The sequence below is a fragment of the Sulfurimonas sp. genome (genome assembly GCF_041563495.1).
Classification (GTDB): Bacteria; Campylobacterota; Campylobacteria; order Campylobacterales; family Sulfurimonadaceae; genus Sulfurimonas.
Map to the genome: position 1 here is coordinate 171612 of NZ_JBFFMZ010000001.1, position 22567 is coordinate 194178.

22 protein-coding genes are annotated in these 22567 nt (G+C 26.7%); all 22 read right to left on the bottom strand.

Annotation, left to right across the window (positions count from 1 at the left end; all coding sequences use genetic code 11):
• Window position 1 precedes the first annotated feature (1 nt).
• Window positions 2-1000, bottom strand: a complete 999-nt coding sequence (locus ABYK18_RS00825; RefSeq protein ID WP_373034659.1) for a kinase — start codon at window positions 998-1000, stop codon at window positions 2-4.
• Entirely contained in the window at window positions 997-1530 is a 534-nt protein-coding gene (gene gmhB, locus ABYK18_RS00830) for a D-glycero-beta-D-manno-heptose 1,7-bisphosphate 7-phosphatase (RefSeq protein WP_373034660.1), read from the bottom strand. The genes ABYK18_RS00825 and gmhB overlap by 4 nt, the downstream gene beginning before the upstream one ends.
• Window positions 1530-2213: a nucleotidyltransferase family protein gene (locus ABYK18_RS00835; RefSeq protein WP_373034661.1), complete on the bottom strand. Its 684-nt coding sequence runs from the start codon at window positions 2211-2213 to the stop codon at window positions 1530-1532. Before ABYK18_RS00835 ends, gmhB begins: the two co-directional genes overlap by 1 nt.
• Window positions 2213-2797 (bottom strand): SIS domain-containing protein, encoded by a 585-nt coding sequence (locus ABYK18_RS00840; RefSeq protein WP_373034662.1) that lies wholly within the window; start codon window positions 2795-2797, stop codon window positions 2213-2215. The genes ABYK18_RS00835 and ABYK18_RS00840 overlap by 1 nt, the downstream gene beginning before the upstream one ends.
• Window positions 2790-3962: an L-2-hydroxyglutarate oxidase gene (gene lhgO / locus ABYK18_RS00845; RefSeq protein ID WP_373034663.1), complete on the bottom strand. Its 1173-nt coding sequence runs from the start codon at window positions 3960-3962 to the stop codon at window positions 2790-2792. The genes ABYK18_RS00840 and lhgO overlap by 8 nt, the downstream gene beginning before the upstream one ends.
• A 122-nt stretch (window positions 3963-4084) precedes the next feature.
• Window positions 4085-5278, bottom strand: coding sequence for a glycosyltransferase (locus ABYK18_RS00850; protein ID WP_373034664.1), 1194 nt, complete (start codon window positions 5276-5278; stop codon window positions 4085-4087).
• Window positions 5271-6311: a radical SAM/SPASM domain-containing protein gene (locus tag ABYK18_RS00855; protein WP_373034665.1), complete on the bottom strand. Its 1041-nt coding sequence runs from the start codon at window positions 6309-6311 to the stop codon at window positions 5271-5273. Before ABYK18_RS00855 ends, ABYK18_RS00850 begins: the two co-directional genes overlap by 8 nt.
• 12 nt (window positions 6312-6323) lie before the next feature.
• Window positions 6324-7310 carry a TIGR00180 family glycosyltransferase gene (locus tag ABYK18_RS00860; RefSeq protein ID WP_373034666.1) on the bottom strand — a complete coding sequence of 329 codons (987 nt, stop codon included), beginning with the start codon at window positions 7308-7310 and terminating at the stop codon, window positions 6324-6326.
• A 1-nt stretch (window position 7311) separates the two neighbouring features.
• The gene (locus tag ABYK18_RS00865; RefSeq protein WP_373034667.1) at window positions 7312-8322 is read right to left on the bottom strand and encodes a glycosyltransferase family 2 protein; all 1011 of its coding nucleotides are present in this window, start codon (window positions 8320-8322) and stop codon (window positions 7312-7314) included.
• Between the two features lies 1 nt (window position 8323).
• Window positions 8324-9055 carry a cephalosporin hydroxylase family protein gene (locus ABYK18_RS00870; protein WP_373034668.1) on the bottom strand — a complete coding sequence of 244 codons (732 nt, stop codon included), beginning with the start codon at window positions 9053-9055 and terminating at the stop codon, window positions 8324-8326.
• Window positions 9056-9057: 2 nt separating this feature from the next.
• Window positions 9058-9906 (bottom strand): NAD-dependent epimerase/dehydratase family protein, encoded by an 849-nt coding sequence (locus ABYK18_RS00875; RefSeq protein ID WP_373034669.1) that lies wholly within the window; start codon window positions 9904-9906, stop codon window positions 9058-9060.
• Window positions 9903-11120, bottom strand: a complete 1218-nt coding sequence (locus ABYK18_RS00880) for a class I SAM-dependent methyltransferase (protein ID WP_373034670.1) — start codon at window positions 11118-11120, stop codon at window positions 9903-9905. Before ABYK18_RS00880 ends, ABYK18_RS00875 begins: the two co-directional genes overlap by 4 nt.
• On the bottom strand, window positions 11110-11679 hold the full coding sequence (gene rfbC, locus ABYK18_RS00885) for a dTDP-4-dehydrorhamnose 3,5-epimerase (protein ID WP_373034671.1): 570 nt from the start codon (window positions 11677-11679) through the stop codon (window positions 11110-11112). The genes ABYK18_RS00880 and rfbC overlap by 11 nt, the downstream gene beginning before the upstream one ends.
• Window positions 11664-12764, bottom strand: a complete 1101-nt coding sequence (rfbG, locus tag ABYK18_RS00890) for a CDP-glucose 4,6-dehydratase (protein WP_373034672.1) — start codon at window positions 12762-12764, stop codon at window positions 11664-11666. Before rfbG ends, rfbC begins: the two co-directional genes overlap by 16 nt.
• Entirely contained in the window at window positions 12764-13531 is a 768-nt protein-coding gene (rfbF, locus tag ABYK18_RS00895; protein WP_373034673.1) for a glucose-1-phosphate cytidylyltransferase, read from the bottom strand. Before rfbF ends, rfbG begins: the two co-directional genes overlap by 1 nt.
• A gap of 2 nt (window positions 13532-13533) precedes the next feature.
• Complete coding sequence (locus tag ABYK18_RS00900) at window positions 13534-15234, bottom strand: ATP-binding cassette domain-containing protein (RefSeq protein ID WP_373034674.1); 1701 nt, start codon at window positions 15232-15234, stop codon at window positions 13534-13536.
• Window positions 15231-16388 (bottom strand): glycosyltransferase family 4 protein, encoded by a 1158-nt coding sequence (locus tag ABYK18_RS00905; RefSeq protein WP_373034675.1) that lies wholly within the window; start codon window positions 16386-16388, stop codon window positions 15231-15233. The genes ABYK18_RS00900 and ABYK18_RS00905 overlap by 4 nt, the downstream gene beginning before the upstream one ends.
• 32 nt (window positions 16389-16420) lie before the next feature.
• The gene (locus ABYK18_RS00910) at window positions 16421-17383 is read right to left on the bottom strand and encodes a GDP-mannose 4,6-dehydratase (RefSeq protein ID WP_373034676.1); all 963 of its coding nucleotides are present in this window, start codon (window positions 17381-17383) and stop codon (window positions 16421-16423) included.
• Complete coding sequence (locus tag ABYK18_RS00915) at window positions 17376-18314, bottom strand: glycosyltransferase family 2 protein (protein WP_373034678.1); 939 nt, start codon at window positions 18312-18314, stop codon at window positions 17376-17378. The genes ABYK18_RS00910 and ABYK18_RS00915 overlap by 8 nt, the downstream gene beginning before the upstream one ends.
• Window positions 18301-19482, bottom strand: a complete 1182-nt coding sequence (locus ABYK18_RS00920) for a glycosyltransferase family 4 protein (protein ID WP_373034679.1) — start codon at window positions 19480-19482, stop codon at window positions 18301-18303. Before ABYK18_RS00920 ends, ABYK18_RS00915 begins: the two co-directional genes overlap by 14 nt.
• 193 nt (window positions 19483-19675) lie before the next feature.
• Window positions 19676-20806, bottom strand: coding sequence for a glycosyltransferase family 9 protein (locus ABYK18_RS00925; RefSeq protein ID WP_373034680.1), 1131 nt, complete (start codon window positions 20804-20806; stop codon window positions 19676-19678).
• Between the two features lie 2 nt (window positions 20807-20808).
• Window positions 20809-22566, bottom strand: coding sequence for an asparagine synthase (glutamine-hydrolyzing) (asnB, locus tag ABYK18_RS00930; RefSeq protein ID WP_373034681.1), 1758 nt, complete (start codon window positions 22564-22566; stop codon window positions 20809-20811).
• Between the last annotated feature and the right edge of the window lies 1 nt (window position 22567).

Here is a 22567-nt window from a genome sequence, read left to right on the forward strand (position 1 = left end):
TTTATTTGTCCTTATAATTTGGTTCATATACTACTATTTTCGACCCTTCAAAATCAAAGTTAAATGGTATATATAAATAATCGTGCAAAGCTTCTTTTACAGCTTCTTGATTTTCTTTTTCAACATAAAATGACATAAAACCGCCACCTCCTGCACCTAGCAACTTACCACCAATAGCTCCAGCTTTTATTGCCCTATTATACATATCATCTATTTGTTTATTTGTAACTTTACTAGATAAAGATTTCTTCAACTCCCAAGTAGTATTTAATAATTCACCAAACTCATTTAAGTTTCTATTTGAAATTAAAATATCATGTGCTTCATCAACTAAATCTTTCATCTTGTTTAAATTTGGGACATTTATAGAAGTTTTATTTATCTGTTCTACCACTACATCTGAAGCAGTTCTAGATATACCACTAAAAAACAGCATAATATTATCTTGAAATGTAATCATCCTGTTCTTCTTCATAATTATTGGTGTAACACTTATTTTACCATTTTGTAAAAAATTTATAATATTTAAGCCACCATGTGCAGCAAAAGCCTGGTCTTGTGAGCCAACATTTTCTTTTATAAGATTCTGTTCTATATGAATTGATTTTTGAGTTAATTCATCTTTTGAACTCATTTTTCCATTTAATGCATTTATACTATTTATCAAACCGACAGTAAAAGAGGAACTTGATCCCATTCCACTTCTAGCGGGGATATCACCATCATGATGGATAGAAATACCACTGTTGACTTGCATATATTTTAAAGTTTCTCGTACCGAAGGATGAACTATATCATCCAAATTAACTACATTTTCTTGTTTTGAATAAACTATACGATGTTTATAATCAAAAAATGGTGGAAGCTTCCTAACATTTAAATATGAGTATTTATCTATAGCCACGCCTAACGTTTTTCCACCATATTCACGGTAGTATTCTGGGTAGTCGGTGCCTCCACCAAAAAATGATATCCTATGTGGTGTTCTTGATAAGATCATATTTTTATTTCCTTCAAATGGTCTAGTAAATCTTTAATAGTTTTAAAATCATACTCATTTTGATATTCACTTTTTATTAAAAAATTATTTTTTATCTTGGCACGAATTCCTGCTTCAATATCACTTTTTTTATCCCCAACTAATATAGAGTAATTTAAATCTATTCTATATTTATCAGCTATGCTCAAAATCATTCCTGGTTTAGGTTTCCTGCAATTACAATCTATTTTATATTTTCCTATACCTTTCTCCGAATGATGTGGGCAATGATACACATCTTTAATAAATATATTGTTCTGTTTAAATTCACCTTTCATCCATTCTGTCAAAGTCAAAAAGTCATTATCAGTATAATATCCTCTTCCAATACCTGCTTGATTTGTTATAACAAAAATCAAAAAACCATTATCCATAAAGTATTTGCAAAATTCAAAAATACCATCTGTAAATTCAAATTCATCTTTTTTATGCACATACTTTTTATCTACATTAATAATTCCGTCTCTGTCTAAAAAAAGTGCTTTTGTCATTATTGTAAATCTAGCTTAGCTTTTTCATAATCTTCCGGTATTCCTATATCAATAAAATAACCATTAGAGATTAAAAAACCAAATTTAAGATTATTGACATTTTTTTCTAAGAAATCACTTTCAAATGAAAATGTACCATTTAATATGCTATTAGTAAATAAGTTTTTATTAATGATATAAACACCTCCATTTATCAAACTTTTTTCTTTGTATTTTTTTTCAGTAAAACTCTTTATATAATTATTTTCAACAATTACACTACCATATCTATTCGAATTATGCATAACTTTTAAAGATAAAATTAAGCTACAGTCTAATTCTTTATATTTATCAAAAAGTTCGTTTAAGCTTACATCAAAATATGTATCTCCATTTAAGACTAATACATCCTTTTCTTTACACATATCTAACGATTTTTTAATAGCTCCACCTGTACCTAGTGCTATTTCTTCAATAGAATAATTAATATTTATATTTTTATACTTATGACCAAAATACTTTTTTATAATATCAGCTTTGTATCCCACGGAAAACACTACATCGGTAACACCCTGTTTTGACAACATATTCAAAATATATTCTAAAAAAGGTTTTCCATTTATATCAGCCATAGGTTTAGGAACATCTTTCACTACACTTTGCAGTCTTGTGCCAAATCCACCAGCTAAAATTATTGCTTCCATTAAAATTTATCTCCAAATATTTCTTCTTCAATAATTGCGCATAATATATGTCCTATTAATATATGAGATTCTTGAATTCTTGGTGTAGAACTTGATGGAACTTTTATACAAATATCACATAACTCATCTATTTGACAATTTTCATTTCCGGTAAGTCCTATGGTAGTTATTCCTTTTTTCTTGCACTCTACAATGGCCTCTATAATATTTTTAGAATTACCAGATGTTGAAATAGCTATGAAGATATCATTACAATCTCCATTAGCTTCTATTTGTCTTGAAAAAATTTTTTCGTATCCATAGTCATTCCCAATAGCAGTTAATATTGAAGTATCAGTGGTCAGAGCAACTGCTGCAAGTCCTGGCCTGTCAAAATAAAACCTACTTACAAGTTCACCTGCAATATGCTGTGCGTCTGCAGCACTTCCACCATTACCAGCAATCAATATTTTTTTATTATCTTTATACGCTTTTATACAAACCTGAGAAGCTTTTAAAATATTATTAATAATATTTATATTGTCTAAAATTTGTTTTTTCACCTCTATAGATTCATTTATATGCTTATTTATATAATTATTCATTATTCGTACTCCTATTCTGATTTACCTCTTCAACAATATATTTTGCAAATGCGAATGAACATGTAAAAGCTGGGCTCACAGCATTTAAAATATGTGTTGAATTTTTGGTATGCTCTACAACAAAATCTTGTACTAACTCATTTGTCTGAGTATTTAAAAGTTGAGACCTAATGCCAGCTGGAAGAGATTTAAAGTTGTCTCCAATTTCATACACCATATTTTTAGCTTTTTTAATGAAAATAGCTTTAATATAGTTTTTCATTTCACTTATAGCTAAACTCCTAAAATTAAATGAATTAAGCAAAAACAACTTACTTTCGTAATATAAAATTTCCACCATTTCATTTAGATTAAAGTTATTAAATCCTTTATAATTTTCTCTCCAGAAAGCAGGAATAGCAGTAGGACCTATCTTAATACTTCCATCAACAGTTATAGTATAATGAACTCCTAAAAATGGCTTCTCTAGATTTGGCACAGGATAAATATTTGTTTGAATAGATGTTTTATCATCCATATATTTGAGATATATACCTTTAAAAGGAAGCATAGTATAATTTTGTGCTAATCCAAACTTTTGAGCTATTTTGTCGGCATAAGCTCCTGCTGCGTTAATTAAGTATTTATATTCAAAATCAATATCTTGAAATTTTTTATTAAAATAAAACTTTATTCCCATCTTTTGTAGATTATTTTTCAATTTAATACATACAACTTTAGGATCTACAGATGCTGTTGAAGGTGAATAAAGAGCTTCTTTATATGTTTTTGCATTTGAATCAATTTTCTTCAGTTTTACTTCTGAAATAATTTTAGTATCTACTCCATTTAACTCTGCCCGCTTTTGGAGTTCATGAAGCCCAAGAAGTTCATTTTCATCATTCGCAACAACTACTTTTTTAGTTTCATTAATAAAAATATCATTATCTTTACAAAATTGTTTCATAAGTTTATTTCCTTCTACAGTAAATTTCGCTTTTAAACTATTTGCACTGTAGTAAAATCCTGCATGCAAAACACCACTATTTCTACCGCTAGCATGTTTTGCTACATCGTTTTCTTTTTCAACAATAGCTATTTTTAATTTTGGATTAGATTCAATTAATTCGTAAGCAATAGTTAAACCAATAATGCCACCACCGACTATAAGATAATCAAAAATCAAATTAACACTTCCTTTGATATATAGCCATTATAAAGCCATAATTAAATATTTTTTTATATTACCTTGCATGTATCAATCTACATATACTTTTTGAATATGAGTCATCTAATCCCTTTAATAATTTATTTCGTTCTTAAAAAGTTTACAATTTTTCTTGTATAAATAATTTTCTTATCTAATACATGGAATATACCCCTTGGAATATCAAAATAAAAATTCTTAAAAGTTATATTTTTGTATTTTATTATTGTTTTAATCTCATCAAAAGAAGCCTTTAATTCACCAATTATCAAAAACTTAGTCATATAATAAAAACGTGTACTTGTAAATCTTTTAGCAAAATTATCATCTATAAAATATGTTTTATTAACATACTTTATTTTTTCCAACGCGTCTAAGACTTTTAAAAAGCTGTTGTTTGTTTCATACTCTCTGAATGCTCTATTATATGCACACTGAGCTTTTTCTTCAAGACTTTTTTCATTTGCTAAATAAAACTTAATTTTTTCTAAAAGTTCTTCTTTATCATGAAATATATCTATTTCTTTGTTAACATCAAACATTTTTTCTATACCATAAGAATACTCACTCAAAGTAAAGCCACCAAGCATTGATATTTCCATAGGTCTTCCTTTTGGCTGTTTTACTCTTTTAAATATTTTCTTATCTTCATTTTCAACACCAGTAAAATTTAAATTTATTTTACTTTTGTAAACTATTTCATTTTTCTCTTCAACACTTATAAGCCCTCTATCTGTTCCATAACCAGCCAGTTCAACATTTATACCGTTCTCTCTTAAAAAATCAATATACTCAAGCCTATTACTTCTATTTATTCCACCAATAAACGAAATATCTATAGACTTAGTAAGTTCTTTTTTTGGGTATCTATTTTTGTCAAAGCCTTGTGTCCATACTGAGTTTATATCATATAAATTGAATAATTCTTCAGTTGATGGACTCAACAACCATGTTAAATCTGATGTTTGAGCATAATACCTGTCATTAGATTCAAATAAGTGTTCACTATCAGAAAACATCGTAATAATTTTAAGATCAAAGCATTCACTTATTTTTTTTAAAAAGAAGATGTCTATAATCATTCCTGCACCAATTGCAAAAATCAACAATTCAACATTTTTTTCTTCTATCTTTTTCAAAATATATTTTTCAAAATATATTTTTCCATTAGTTTCATACATTTCTGTATAGTTAATTTTTTCAATTAAGTTAACATTTGCTTCTACCCCTGAAATCGTATCATCAGTATGACTATTTTCGGAAAGATTTTCACTTATAAACAACGTGTTAAACATTTAAATTATCTTCAGCATTTTTATTAAAAACATCTTGTAATTCAGGATAATTATGCCATGTAGAGTAAACATGTAAAGCATTTGCTTTACATGTTTTGCAAAAAGAATTTTGCTTAATTTTTCTTATGATTTCATCTGTACTCATATCTAGGTAATGTCCTATTGTGAATTTATTGTAATCATAGACACCACAGCATAGTTGAATATCTCCCTTATGATTCATAGTTATAATATTTTCTTGCAAACTACATTCTTCATTTTTAAATTGCATTGACTTCTCAATAACATTATTTAAATCTAAAGCTATATTATTTTTTATAAACTTTTTTTCCTCAGCAATCAATTTATTATTTTTATATTCTAAAACTCTTTCAATAGGCATGTAATATGCCCATCCAGATCCAAAGTTAAAACCTAAATCCTCAGCAAACTTTTGCATTATTTTAACTTCGTGAGTATTATGCTTATATTTATGATAGTATACTGTTACATTTGTACTTGAGTTATATTTTTTCAAAGCTCTACTTAGTACACTCATATTTTCTTTTACTATTTCAATATCTCCACCTCTATGTCCAACTTCATAGATATCTTGTGTAAAGCCCGATAATGAAATTGTCAAATGAGTTGGATTAGATTTAGCAAAATTTTCAACATTTTTAAGTATATTTAAATTACTACTTAAGGTTGATTGTAATTCATATTTATTTAAAATTTGTATGAATTCTGGTAATTTTGTATGTAGCATTGGCTCTGTCCAATTATATAAGGCAACAGTTGTAAAAGGGTCTTCAATAGAAATTCTTTTGACTATTTTTTCAAAAAGATCTTCATTCATATATCCATAAGGGTTCATCTTCATATAACTACCACTCGGACATGAAGGACATTTTAAATTACAAGAACCAACAAGATCTATGATATAAGTTTTACTTCTATATTTTTTTATTAACCCAAGAGGTATTAACTTTTTTATTATTGCTTTTACAGAATCTGGTATAATAATTTTCATATAACTTAAAAATTTTTTCAATTTATTTACCTTTTATTTATATTTTTTAATGATTTTTTCTATTATAAGCCATTGGTTAAGATTACCTTCAGCAGATGTAAATGATTCCAAGTTTAATAAAGATTTATGCTTATATGTATGTTTTTTTTTCATGTAATCAAAAAAACTAAATATTTTTTTTAAAAAAATTTTAGATGGATTAGGCTTAGATACTATACATTGTTCTTTATAATCGGATATCGCTTTATCGACAATATGTATAAAATTATTTTCTCCATTGTATTTCTTTAAAATGTTTAAAATTTTTGAATAAAATAAGTTATATTCATCTTCATATTTTTTGTTACTTGATACAACTTCAAGGTTATCATTCGTTTGTCCCTCAGATTCACCTTTCATACACTCTCTAGCACCATAAAAAAATGGTAAAACTTTATTTCCACCCTGCGCTAAAGTATAAAATGATTGTCCAACTTCTCTTAAAAAAGGTTGATTTATATCTATAAAATCATCTATAAAATTTTTAAACACTTTTGTTCTATGAATTGAATACATTAATGTATAGTAATTATTAAAATGAAAATCAATTCTATCTAATAAATTTTTATTACTATACTCTTTAAATTCATTAACATCCAAACTTAGAAAATTATAGTTCTCAAGATACTCTGTATAAAATGTCACAAATGTTCCTGAACATGAAACATACTCAGGATTATTATCTAAAAATTCAACACACTTCAATGAAGCATCTAAAAGAATAAAATCATCATCAGCACAAACCACCATATACTCTGTTTTTACTTTATTGATTGCATCTAACATTTTTTCTGAAAAACTTATATTTGGGTAATGAAAATACTCAATATTATATTCATCTTTGTTATCAAATTCTTCAATAGTTGAGTCTATTACTAAAATATTATTAAATTGAAAGTTTTTATAGTAGCTTAAAATTCTATTTAAATACTTATGTCTATTATATGTTGGAATTACTATTGTCAATTGATTTGTTATCATTCTAGTTCCTTTCAACACCATATTTTTTTCTAATATTAAATCTATATAATCTATAAAAAATATAAAATGGCATTTTTAAAACTGTTAAAAAAATACTTAATTTTGAGACATTCATTATATTTATAAAAACTAAAATATTTTTATGAAACAAGATTCTGGATTTAAGTAATTCATACATTAGTTGTAAGAATTTATAATTTACAAATTCTTTAGCTATATAATCTAATTCTAAAGACTTGTAATATTCATTAAACAAGTAAGTAACATATATATAATCCTCTATCAATTTAGTAATTGGTTCATTAATATTCATATTATCATTAACTATGCTCTCAGATTCTCTGTCACTTGGGTTACCAAAATTGTAAACACCACTTCCAATATAATACATATAATCGTATTTTTTCAAAATATTCAAACAATTTATTAAATCTAATCCATAACCTGTTTTATATATTTCCCAATTCATTTCGTTTTCAAAATCAGTCGCAAAGTTATTTAGTATGTCATCTTTTCTAAATAAACAAAAGTAACTAATTAGAAATTTTTTGTAAAAATTTTTATATACATATTCCTTTGATAATTTAGAAGAATTATAAATATAGTCTATATTTTTTTTATATGTATTGTCATCAAATATTGTATTTGTAGTCATAGGTCCAGAGATAAAGGCAGCATCAGGAAATAATTTAAAACCTTTCATTCTACTTTCTATAAAATCTTCAGACAACCAATCATCACTACCTAATAAAACAACAAAATCACCAGTAGCTAGTTCTATAGTTTTTTTAAAATTTCTCAAAGCACCAATATTTTCTTCATTTTCAAAAAACTTTATTCTACTGTCTTTTTTAGCATATTCTAGAACCACTTCTTTCGTTCTATCAGTACTACAATTATCACAAACAACAATTTCTATATCACTATATGTTTGATTCATAGAAGATTCAAGAGCTTTTTTAATTAATTCATCTCTATTATAAACAGGAATACATATAGATACTTTTGACATACTATTTTACTCTTTTTAAATAGCCACTTGGAGCAACAGAAATTAAAAGTTTATTATCAATTTCATCATTTATTATAAAGTTGTCATTTGTTTCTAAAAATTCAAATATTGCGGTTTTTGGATTATCTCCCACATCCCATGGCCGATCAGGGTAAAACCCAGCAGGTAAATCTTCAACAATAGTATCAAATACAACACAATAACTATTTTTTGAAGTTAAATCAGCATAAGCTTCCAACTCTTTTAAAACATGTTCATGAGTATGATTAGAATCCAGACAAACCATAACAGTATTTTTGCCCTCAGCAAATTTTTTCACCTGCTTTACGATACTTTCATCAATGCTTGAACCTTGAATCATGCTAATTCTTTTACTCATAGGATGTTCTTCTATTGCCTTTTTATTATGATCTCTAATATCTATATCAATTCCTAATATTTCACCTTTTCCTAAAAGTTCCATAATAGATGCATAAAAAATCAAAGAACCGCCATGTGCTATGCCAGTTTCAATTATTAAATCCGGTTTTATTTCCCAAATCAATTCTTGCATGGCTACCATATCTTGCGGATATTGTATAATTGGTCGTCCCATCCATGAAAAATTATATGAATATTGTGGCATTGTACTTTCAATCATAAATTTATTTGCAGTCTCCTTCAATAATTTATTATTTGAATAACCACTGATTCTTTCTTTTCTTTCTTGCTCAAATTTTTTTATTTTGTCCACATTCATCCTTTTATTTTTAATAATTTATTTCTATTACCCCAGAAAGCCATCGACTCATAGCTTGGATAATTATAATAGCCTAAGTTTAATTTCATATTATAATTATTTTCAGATAAATAATTTTCTACTAAACTCCTAATTGATATAGCTTTCCCACTGCAACAATTAATTATTCCAGTAATCTCATTTTGTTTTGCAATTTTTACAATATTTGACGAAACTTGCGAAACATGTAAATAGTCCCGTAATTGTTCTCCACCTGACATATTAAATTCAGTATCTCCATCTTCAATAGCTTTGTCTAGCAAAGATAATAGTGATGTTTTGGATTGTCCCTTTCCATACATATAAAATAATCTAATCCATTTTAAATCAAATTTATAATTTTTTTGTAATTCTTCAGTAAATTTCCTCAATGTATCTTTTGCTATAGCATACGAGTTTGATGGTAGTGTATTCATATCTTCATTTAACTCTCCATTAATCATACCATATTCAAAACAAGTACCAGTGATAGAAATATTTTTTAAACCATTTGAAATTAAATTCTTTAAAAAATAATAATTATTATATAAGTTATTTTCAATATGCACTAAATCATTATAGTTAGGAAGCCCTTCCCAACCTAAATGTATTGCAGCATCAGGTTTACCAAAAAACTCATAAAGATTTTCATCACTATTTTTATTTAAATCATACTGTATATATTGCACATTATTAAACCAGGAACATTCCATAGCTTTATTAATATTTCTAGAAGTTGCGACTATATTTAAATTATCATGTTTAAGTAATTCTTTTATTACATAATTACCAATAAATCCAGTCGCACCTGTAACAAGTATTTTCAATTTATTACTTTTAAGGTAGGAATAGCGATGACAAATTTACAATTCCATGCTTTTACATAATTAAGCTGTTCAATAACTTCATCTTTTATATTCCATGGTAAAATTAGTATGTAATCAGGCTTGTATTGTTCTATATTGTCTTCATTTAGTATTGGGATATGGCTTGCTGGCATATATTTGCCCTGTTTATACGGGGATTTATCAACAACAAACTCTATTATGTCATTTTTCACACCAACATAATTTAATAATGTGTTCCCTTTAGCAGCTGCACCATATGCTATAACTTTTTTATTTTCTTTTTTAGCTTTTAATAGAAAATCAAGTAAGTCATATTTAACTTTATTTGCCTTTTTTTGAAAATTTTTATAAATATCTATATCAAAAAGTCCAAATTCTTTTTCTTCATTCAGTAAATCAGTTACGCTTTCTAAAATATTTTTATTTCCATTTTCTAAATGTGTAGCATAAATTCTCAAGCTTCCACCATGAGTGGTAAGTTTTTCTACATCATACAGCTTGAGTCCTTGTTTTTCAAATATTTGCTTTACAGTATAAAAAGACAGATACGAAAAGTGCTCATGGTATATTGTATCAAACTGATTCTCTTTTATAATATTTAGTAAATGAGGAAACTCCATGGTAATAGTTCCATTATCTTTTAGTGCAATTTTCAAACCTTTTACAAAGTCATTTATGTCTGGAACATGTGCTAAAACATTATTACCAAGTATTAGGTCCGATTTATTTAGTGTATTTGCTAATTCGCTACCAAAAAAATCTTCTATTACTTCTATACCTTTTTCTTTTGCAACACTAGCTGTACTAGAAGTTGGTTCAACTCCAATACAAGGTATATTGTTTTCTTTAAAATATTGAAGCAGATAACCATCGTTTGAAGCTATCTCTGTTACAAGAGACTCATTATCCAAAGACAACTTATCAATTATTTTTTCCACATATTCTTTGGCATGAGCTAACCAACTTATTGAAAAAGAACTAAAATATGCATAATCTTTATCAAATATATCATCTGATTTTTTATACTCATCTATTTGAACTAATTTACATTTTTCACATACATATATTTTAAGTGGGTAAAAAACTTCAGGTTCATCCAACTGTTCTTTTGTCAAAAAAGAGTTAGATGCAGGCGAATTTACTAAATCAACAAATACATTATTTAATTTAGTTTTACAAAATCTACAATTCATTTATTTCTATTCCTTTAAAGTCATTATCTAAGAATCTGTGTTCATTATCTCTTTTTGAAAGGTTGATTATATCTAATGGCCACTTTATATTTAATAATGGGTCAGTTACATTTAAGGCACCTTCATTTGATGGTATATAAATAGTACTATGAAGATAAAGTAACTCTGTATTATCTTCAAGTGTTTGAAAACCATGAGCAAAACCTTTTGGTATATATATCATTTTTTGATTCTCATCTGTTAATTCTATTGAAAAAGTTTTTAAAAATGTAGGAGAATCTTTTCTTATATCAATAACAACATCAAAAACTTTTCCTTTAACACACTTTACCATCTTAACTTCTGCATTCGGTTCATATTGAAAATGCATACCGCGAACTGTTCCTTTACTTCTACTAATAGAATGATTTATCTGTTTTATAGAAATATTAGAGATTTCTTTAAGTTCTTCTTCACAATAAACCCTAGAAAACGAACCTCTATCATCAATAAACTTATTTGGTTCTATCACAAACAATCCATCTAAATACGTAGAAATAATATTTAATTTTTTGTCCACTCTAAACCTTTATTTTTTGCATCAGATATATAACTTTTCAAATCTTGAGAAGTTAAAGTTGTTTTATCTTCATCGTAGTATGCTTTATACCATTTAACCGTTTTTTCGAAAGTAGTTTTACTATCCCATACATCTTTCCATTTTAAAGTCATATGAGCCTTTGAACAATCAAGCTTTAGTAGACTTGCTTCATGTAATTGATTTGGTTCTCTATGAATTTCATAATCTATTTTGTCCCAATGTTTTTTCACATTTTTCACTACATCTTCTACTGTAATACTTCCATCATCTGACGGTCCAAAATTCCAAGCGTCTCCAAACTCTACTTTTTCTTCAAGAAGCTTTTGTCCAACATGTAAATACCCACTAAGTGGTTCAAGTACATGTTGCCATGGTCTTGTAGCGTGTGGATTTCTTATACTTACCTTTTTACCTTTAGATACAGAAAGCATAATATCCGTAATTAATCTATCTTTTGCCCAGTCTCCACCACCAATTACATTACCGGCTCTACATGAGGCAAGAAGTGTACTATGGGTTTTCTTATACTCTTGTATATTGAAATAAGAATTTCTGTAAGAGTTAGCTAGTAAATCAGCACATCCTTTTGATGAACTGTATGGATCATATCCACCCATACTGTCATTTTCTCTGTAACCCCATATCCATTCTTTATTCTCATATGCTTTATCACTTGTAATATTTACTATAGCTTTTACATTATTTTTTCGACAAGCTTCAAAAACTTTTAGAGTACCTATTACATTAGTTTCATATGTTTCAATTGGATTTTCATAAGATAATCTTACAAGCGGCTGAGCGGCCAAATGAAATACAATATCTGGCTTATAGTCTTCAATTACATTATTTAATTTGTTTAAGTCTCTGATATCACCAATAATTGAAACCATATTAACATCTAACAAAGAAATATGATTTGGATTTGTTGGAGCTTCCAGTGAATATCCAACTACATTTGCCCCCATGAGATCTAACCAATATACTAACCATGAACCTTTAAATCCTGTATGACCCGTTACTAGAACAGTTTTATCTTTATATATTCCACCAAACAGGTTTTTCATTACCAAATTTTCCAAGGAGCTTTATCATTATCCCATAATTCATTTAATCCTGTTTTATCTCTAAGTGTATCCATACACTGCCAGAAACCATTATGTTTAAATGCACTAAGCTCACCATTGCCTGCAAGGGTTTGAAGAGGATATTGTTCAAATACCGTAGAATCAGATTCTATAAGATCCAAAACTTCTGGTTCACAAACCATAAATCCACCATTGATCCAATTGCCATCGCCAGCAGGTTTTTCTACAAACTCATTTACTAAGTGTGAATTTATATCTAAAGCACCAAATCTACCAGCAGGCTGAATCGCTGTCATAGTTGCCTTTGTCTTATTCAATTTATGAAATTCTACTAACTCTTTTATGTTTACATCACTTACGCCGTCACCATATGTTAACATGAATGTTTCATTACCAATGAACTCTTTAGCTCTTTTTATTCTACCACCGGTCATACTATCCATACCAGTCTCTAATAAAGTAACTTTCCATGGTTCACTTGAATTATTGTGAACTTCCATTTTACCATTTGACATATCAAACGTAACATCACTTTGATGTAAATAGTAATTTGCAAAATATTCTTTAATATAATACCCTTTATAACCGAGTAAAACTACAAAATCATTAAAACCATAATGTGAATACATTTTCATAATATGCCATAAAATTGGCTTACCCCCAACTTCAACCATTGGTTTTGGTCTTATATCTGTTTCTTCACTTAATCTTGTTCCATATCCACCTGCTAGCAGCAATACTTTCATTTTTATCCTTTTATAATTTTTCCATGAGAAATTTCAAATATTTTATTACATCCATTCAAGGAACTTAATCTATGTGCGATAATAATCAATGTTTTATCCTTACCAATAGAATATATCTCTTCCATGATACTACTTTCTGTTTTATCATCTAATGCACTTGTAGCTTCATCTAAAACTAATATATCTGGATCTGAATATAATGCTCTTGCAATTGCTATTCTTTGTTGCTGACCACCACTCAACATAACACCGGCATCTCCTACTGATGTATTAATACCGCCCTTTGTCATCAAAAAGTCATATATGTTCGCTGCTTTTAATACTTTAATAATTTTTTCTTCATCGTATTCTCTACCAAATACAACATTTTCAGCAACGCTACCCTCAAATAAGTATACCGCTTGTGGAATATATCCTATATGACTTCTCCAATTTGAAATATTATTCTCATTCAACTCTATTCCATCAACTAGAATATTACCTAAAGATGGCTTATAAAGTCCAATTATCATATCTACCAAAGTAGTTTTCCCTGAACCACTTTCTCCCTTAATACCTATCTTATCACCCTTGCAAATAGTCATATTTATTTTATCTAAAACAACTTTACTATCAGTAAACGAATAAGATAGATCTTTTATTTCAATTTTACTATTATAAACTAACTTATCATCACCATCTTTTTCAAATTTAGATGATAACTCTTCAAAAACTATATTGGTAGTTTTATTATAAAAATTAATTTGATTATAACTATTCATAATTCTATTAACAGAGGGTAAAAGTCTATAAAGTGCTAAAACATACATTGTTATTATTGGTAAAAAACCACTTATATCTGTCTGTTCCTTATATACTATGTATGTTATTAAAACAATAAGCATAGTAAATCCAATCATTTCGAGAAATACTTTAGGAACTTGACTTAAGGTAGCTCCTATAATATTCGTTTTAACATATGCTAAACTATGTTTTCGAAACTGGTCAGAAATTGTTATTTTAGTTGACAATAGTTTAATATACTTAAAGTTACGAAATGTGGTATTAATAACTTCATAATATTTTTTGTGATAACTCTCTCTTTCATTACCAAGTTCCCTAATTTTAGGTGTAAGTTTTTTGGTTAAAAAAAATGCTTTTAATCCTAAAAATAGAGTAAAAACCAATGTTACTTTCCAATCTACCCAAAGCATTAAAGAATACAGTGCCATTACAATTATTAGTTCAGATATCATTAATAACATAGAGGATATTACATGTGTTAAATTATAAACTTCAGATACTAAAACTTTTGTCAATACTGAAGTATTTTTTGTTATAAAATCTTTGTAAAACATATTTATATATTGATGAAACAATCGTGAAGAAATTTTATAAAAACGTCCCTCTGAAAATTCTGATAATTTATAAGTATAAAAAAGGTTAATAAAACCTCTAAAAATATAATAAAAAACTAAAAAAAGACCGAAGTAAATCACAAAATCAACCGATGATTGAATATTAAAAAGATCATATGCAATTTTATAATATTCATTTGAATGTATTAAATCAAAATTACCTGCCACAGACATGAACGGCATAATTAATGATACACCGACTGCCTCAATTAATGATATTAGAACAGAAAATAAAAAGACATAAAAAAATACCTTTTTATCTTTCTTATCAAAAATAAAATTTATTTTCTGATAAATATCTTTCATTCATAATCCCTGTTTTTGGCACATTTTTCCAATATATCAATCAATCTATCTCCATAATTATCCCATGTTAAACCGTTTAAAACTGATGAAATAGCATTCTTTGACATTTTTTCACATTCATCCGCATTATTGTAAAGATATTCTATCTTTTCTTTTATTGCATTCTTATTAGCAGGAGGGATTATAAATCCATTTACACCTTCCTTAACTATATCTTTTGCACCTGTACTCTCAGTAACTATCACAGGAAGCCCGCAAGATAATGCTTGAGGAACAACCATTGCAAATCCATCTGCCAATGATGGCAAAATAAATATTGTTCCTTGAGAATAAAGCTTATATAGTTCATTCTGTGGAAACTGTCCTTTAAAAATAATATTTTCGAAGTTAATATTCATTTTTCTAATGACTTCTAAGAGTGCTTTATCTACAATTTTACTTGCTCCAACCAACCAAAGTTCAGCATTATTAATTTTTAATTCATTAAAAGCTTTTAATAAATAATGCAATCCTTTGCCAATGCTAAAACTTCCACAATAAATTATCCTAAATTTATTATCCATTTTCTCTACATGCTTAAAACTATTTAAGTCAACTCCATAATTATTTACAAGTAATTTATTTTCACTAAATCCCTTCTTTATAAAGGTTTCCTTTGCAAAAGTACTTCCTAAAAGAATATAATCTGCTTCAATAAACTCTTCATTTTCTTTATCTATTATCCAATTTTGTACGGTATTAAAATACTCTTTGTTTACATCAAATTTTTTAAATTCTTGTAATAGAATTTCTTTTTCAATTTCAAGATTTATACTTCCATGATCAACTATTGTAATAACTCCATATTCATTAGCTTTTTTTATTCCTTCTAAGGAAAAAGATGAAAGCCCAATAAAAAAATCTATCTTTTTTTTAACAGTTGGTACAACTTCTTTAGAATATAAATTATGTAGTAACTTAGTAATGCTATCAGGAATTTTAATTCCTAAATATCTATATAACTTATTAATGCTTCTATGTAATACACCAGTAAAAAGAAGTGAAACAACCTTATCCTCATCAATATGAAATTTTTTTACATAATACTTAGGATAATTAGTTACTATATATTTAAGCTTACCATGTTTATTTAATTGAGAAGCTTGATCATACATATGAAATCTTGTAAAAGAACTAGTTATTACATTCATGTTATATCTTTCAATATTTTGATGTCATTTTCAATCATTTCAGCTATAATTTCATCAAGTGAAATAGTTGGTTCCCAATTTAAATCATTTTTAATTAAGCTACTATCACCACATAAAAAAATTTTCTCAGACGGTCTATAAAATTTCTCATCTATCTTTACATAATTCATATAATCTAAACCTACAAAAGAAAATGCTTTTTGTAAAAATTCTCTAATTGAAGTTAATTTACCTGTTGAAATGACATAATCTTTAGGTTCATTATTTTGCAACATCAGCCACATTGCATATACATAATCTTGAGCATGTCCCCAGTCTCGTTTTGTGTCAATATTACCAAGATATAATTCATCTAAAATGCCAAGTTTTATTTTTGCAATACTTGACGTTATTTTCCTAGTAACAAAATTTATTTTTCTCATAGGAGATTCATGATTATATAATATTCCTGTACAAGTGAACATATTTTCTTTTTCTCTATAGTATTTTACTAACAAACTTGCCGATACTTTTGAAATACCATATATATTTTTTGGATTAAAATTTATACTTTCATTTTGAGGCATTAATTCTGGTTCGCCAAACATTTCACTAGAACCGGCAAAAAAAACTTTACACTTATTATTTATTTGTTTTATTGATAATAAAATATAATGTGTCAAGTTAACATTATAACGCATAATTTTTAGCTCATCATCCATAGAAGCACCAATGAAGCTATGTGCTGCTAAATGATATAATTCATGGGGCTTGATTGTATCAATTACAGTATTAACTGAGTTAAATGAATCAAAATCAACATAGTGTAAAGTAATATATTTTTCTACCTCTTTATCTAAATTTTTATTGAGACTATTGTGTCTAATTAATCCATGTATTTCATAGCCTTTACTATGTAATAATTTAGCTAGATAAAATCCATCTTGTCCATTTATCCCTGTAATTATGGCTTTAATCATTAGTTTTATTTTCTTCTTTTATTATTTTTCTCAAACTTTGTATTTCACCAACAGACATTGCTAGTTGTTCAACTATCCATGAATAAGAGAATAAAACTGTATCAATTAATCTATTATTAGGAGAAAACTTTGCAACTTTATAATTAAAATGCAACATAGGGAACAATATAGACATCATTAATATTCGTCTGATTATTTTTAAATAAGCCCTTATAGCTATTTGTCTATAACTCCATTTATCCAGGAACCTTCTTATCTGAGGAGTTCCAGCACCTCTTCCCTTTCTTATATACCAATATTCTTTAAAACTTGCTGGAGCAATATGCTCTACTCTTATACTCATATCAACAATTTTTTTGGCACCAATATCAGCTAAAGCTTGCCCAAAATAAGCATCTTCACCTGCTACAATCGGAACAGAAAATCCACTAGGGAATAAATTTGTTTTTAACGCAACATCTCTTTTTACTGAGTATCCTTCTGTCCATAATTGACTTTGCACATACTTATTATCACTTGTTTCCAATCTATGAACACATTCAACATATCTTGCAAATAAATCATCTATGTTTTTCACACTTGAATTAACACAAACTATATCCGTCCCTTCATCATAATGAACTTTTATTTTTTCTAAAAAATCAGTTGCTATCAGCACATCTGCATTTAATATTACCAATATATCTCCTGATGATTCACGAATACCAATATTTCTAGCTTCACACCGTCCTTTTCTTTCCTTTGGGATAATTAACCGCACCCCTTTATCAACATATTCACGGACTATGTTTGGTGTGTTATCATTTGAATCATCAACAATTATTATTTCTTTATTATCATAAGTTAAACTAATTAAACTTTCTAATGTACCTCTAATATCATGTTCTTCGTTATATGTCGGAACAATTATACTAAATCTAAGATTTTCCATTTACAAAATACCTTTCAAGCCCTTCTTGTATCTTTTTATAATTCCAACTTTGCATAATATTAAAACTATTTAGTTTAAAGTTTTCTAACATATCATTATCATATAGTAATAATTCAATTTTTTCTTTTAAACTGTTTACATCACCAGATTTAAATACATATCCATTATAATCATCTTTAACAATATCATATGATGAACCAACTAGTGAACTTGATATGATCGCATTTTTACAGCACATAGCTTCATTAACTACTAATCCCCATGTTTCATGCGTAGATGGTAAAATAAATATATCTGAAAATAAATAATATTTTGGAATATCTGTTTGATTAATAAAACCTAGAAATTTAACATTTAAATCATTAATTTTAGAATATTCTTTTAGTTCATCTTCTAGTGGACCACTACCTAAAAACAGCAAACAATAATCTTCCCTATTTATTTCCCTTAAAGCTTCTAGAATGAGCATAGGCTCTTTTCTCTTTATTAATTTACCAGAAAAAATCAGTACTTTTTGATTTTTTGGTATGCCTAAATGTTCTCTTTCTTTTTCTTTGTTAAGTGTTAATTCATATTCAACAAAATAATCATTATTAACTGAATAAGGAGTAAAAAATAATTTATTACTATCAACATTAAAACTGTTTTCATAAAATAATTTATTTTGAGTGCCTATGTAAAATAATGCTGAAGCTTTTTTAAAGATAAAAGATAAAAGTAGTTTTCTTATCTTTTGTTTTAGACCTTTTCTTCCAACCTCATACATGTTTGGTGATTCTCCTCTTATAGCAAAGGGAACATCATATAAAATTGATGAAAAAACAACAAACAAATTACTTACAGTAGACCACCCAAAGTTTAATACAAGATCATAATTGTTATGTTTAATTTCAGAAAACACCTCAAAGTTTATCAATGAAAAAAAGTTATTTGGTGTATTTTCATTATGTATATTCTTTAAAAATTTGTAATTATATCCATCTAATAAATCTATATCCCATGTAATTTTTTGATTAAAATCATTATCTGCAAATCCTCTTATACTAATATCTGAAAAATAATATACTGTTAAGTCAATAATTTTAGAATTTTCACTTATATATTTAAATAACGGTGAAAAATACTGAATTGGATGTGATAAGAATATTGCTAATTTCTTTTTTTTCATTGAATCTCCAAATAATTTACGGTAAATTTATCAGCATTTTTTATTAATGATGGCTTTTTATTAAAAGAACTATTTCTTATATATTGCATTGGCTAACCTATTAATTTGAATATCATCTATAAAATTTGCATACGTATCATGCAAAAGTTCAATCTTTATAGTTTTTATTTTATACACTAACATTGACTACCTTTTAAACTTCATAATAATTTAATTCATTGATAATGAGATTTGGTGTTATTTCCATCATGCATAAATTATCATTTATGCACTTTTCAGTAAAACAGTTTATACAATTAACATTATCATTTCTATATACTTTATTTTTTGCAAAAGTACTATCAATCGGATACCATTTATGCTTATAGTCTCTTGAACTGAAAATTGCAATTACAGGTGTATTCACAATATAAGATAGGTGCATTGGACCAGTGTCATTTGAAATAGCTAATTTTGATCTTTTTAATATAATTGCACTTTGCATAGGAGTTAATTGACCTGTAAAATTATAAAAATTCTCACTTACATTAATTTGTTGTACTAGTGCAAAATCTTCTTTACCACCTATACATAAAATATTGTAACCTTCCTTAACAAGATATTCTGCAACTTCATTAAAATAATTGATGGGCCACCTATTTGATTCTCTTTTAGCTCCAACTATAAAAACAATATTTTTATTTTTATCTATTAAATTATTGTTTTCTAATATGGTTTCTACAACTTTTTCATCATTCATTGTAATTTTTAATGGATATCTAATCTCATTAATATTAAATTTATATCTCTTAAGCATATTAATTAATCTAAATGTTTCTTGTTCAAATTTTATACAATCATTTTGATATTTGCTAAATAGTTTAATTGAGTTAATACTCCATCCAAATGCACTTTTTATTCTTAAAAGTTTAACGATAAACATATTTCTAAAAATAGTTTTAATATTTATTGAATCTTGAGTTAAATCTATAAATAAGTTGTAATTATTTTCTTTTAATTTTTGATAAACTGTTTTTTTAGGTAGACTAGTATAATCAATAATATTGTTAACTATTTCATCTTTTATCAATGCCTTTATTGAAACTAAATTATTTCCTCCAGAATTAGTCAATATATCTATATTAGCATTGGGGAAGTTTTCTCTGATTATCTGAATTGATGGCAATGCACATAAACTATCACCAAATGATCCTGTTCTAAAAATCAATATATTATCAGCACTAAAAATATTATTATTATTAAAAAGAATCGAAGTAAAAATTTTAACTATATAGTTTTCAACACTATAAATCATTTTTATAAATAAGCAAATTTCATTTTTCATCATTATTTAAACTTGTCCAATACCATTAATGAGTACACTCTTGACCAATGAGTTTTATTTTCCAAAAATTGTTTTTTAATTATTGGATTTATATTTATTTCATCTATATTATTCATAAACCATGTTTTATAAGGTAATTCGAATCCTTTTTTATCTCTATTAGTTATTTCTAACGGAATTAAATCTTCTGTTGCCTTTACAAGTAAATACTTATTTACACCGTTAAACTTAAATTTTGAATCTATCTTTAGTACATAATCAACTAAATCTTTATCCAAAAATGGAACTCTAAGTTCTATTGAATTAATCATGCTGAATATATCACTATCTCTTAATAATTGATTTTTCATATACATGTTTAGTTCATAATTAGCCGTAATATCATCATTACTTAAGAGCTCAAAATTTTCTATATTATAATTATCATATAGAAAATTTTCTAATAAAGTATATATATAACTTAAATCTACATCTATTAATTCACTTACTTCTGAAGGAGTAAACAGTCCTCTACTAGCCAAATAATATCTAATTTGGGAATTGAAATTTAAAAATTCTAATTTTTTGAATTTATTTATTTTTTTTAGAAATGGTATAAATATTTTATATAAAGAAAATAATTCCTTTAATCTGTTAGTTTTGTGAAATGTACTGTATCCATAAAATATTTCATCACCACCAATTCCTGATAAAACAACCTTCAATCCTAATTCTTTTGAAACTTTTGATACTAAAAAAGTATTATAACCATCAACTGTTGGTTGGTCCATAGAATCAATAAATGTACTAAATGTTTCTTTAAAGATATTTTCAGTAACTAAATATTTTGTATGATTAGTGTTGTATTTATCAACAATTAAATCCTGATAATACTCTTCTGAAAGATTTTTATCTTCAAAGACCAACGATACGGTAGTTAAATTATCTATATACTTTGAACTTAATGCCGTTATTACTGATGAATCTAATCCACCAGACAAAAAAACACCAACACGAGCATCACTCACTAAATGTTTTTTTATACTATTATCAAGTAAACTTCTAATATCTTTAATAATCTCTTGTTCGCTTTTTATGATTTTTGGAGCAAACTCATATCTTTCAAATTCATGAAATATTAATTTACCATTCTTATAAATTGCATAATTACCAGATGGCAAAATTTTTATGTTATCATAAATTGTAATTGGTTCCGGTATATATCCAAATAATAAAAATAAAATTTTTGCATCTTTATTTATAGTATTTGAATACTTTTTCAATATCTTTATTTCTGAAGAAAAAATTAAATTGTTTTTATCATGAAAATAATATAGTGGTTTAATACCGCTTTTATCTCTTGCTAAAAATAGTTCATTCTCTTGTTTGTCATAAATGGCAATTGAGAACATACCTTTTATTTTAGAAAATATTTTCTCTTTATACTCTACAAAACCGTTTAAAATAACTTCAGTATCTGTACTTGAAAAGAAAGAATAACCTTTTTCAATCAAATCTTCCTTAATATCTTTAAAGTTATAAACTTCACCATTAAAAACAATAACATATCTTGAACACTGACTATACATTGGTTGGTGTCCATTTTTACTTAAATCAATAATAGATAATCTTGTATGCCCTAAAAAAACTTTATTTTCATCACATTTTGTTTCATATATACCATAATCATCTGGCCCTCTATGATTTAATGATTTAACCAATGAAACAAAATCAGCACTTTCTATATTATCTTTAGATATATGACCAACTATACCGCACATG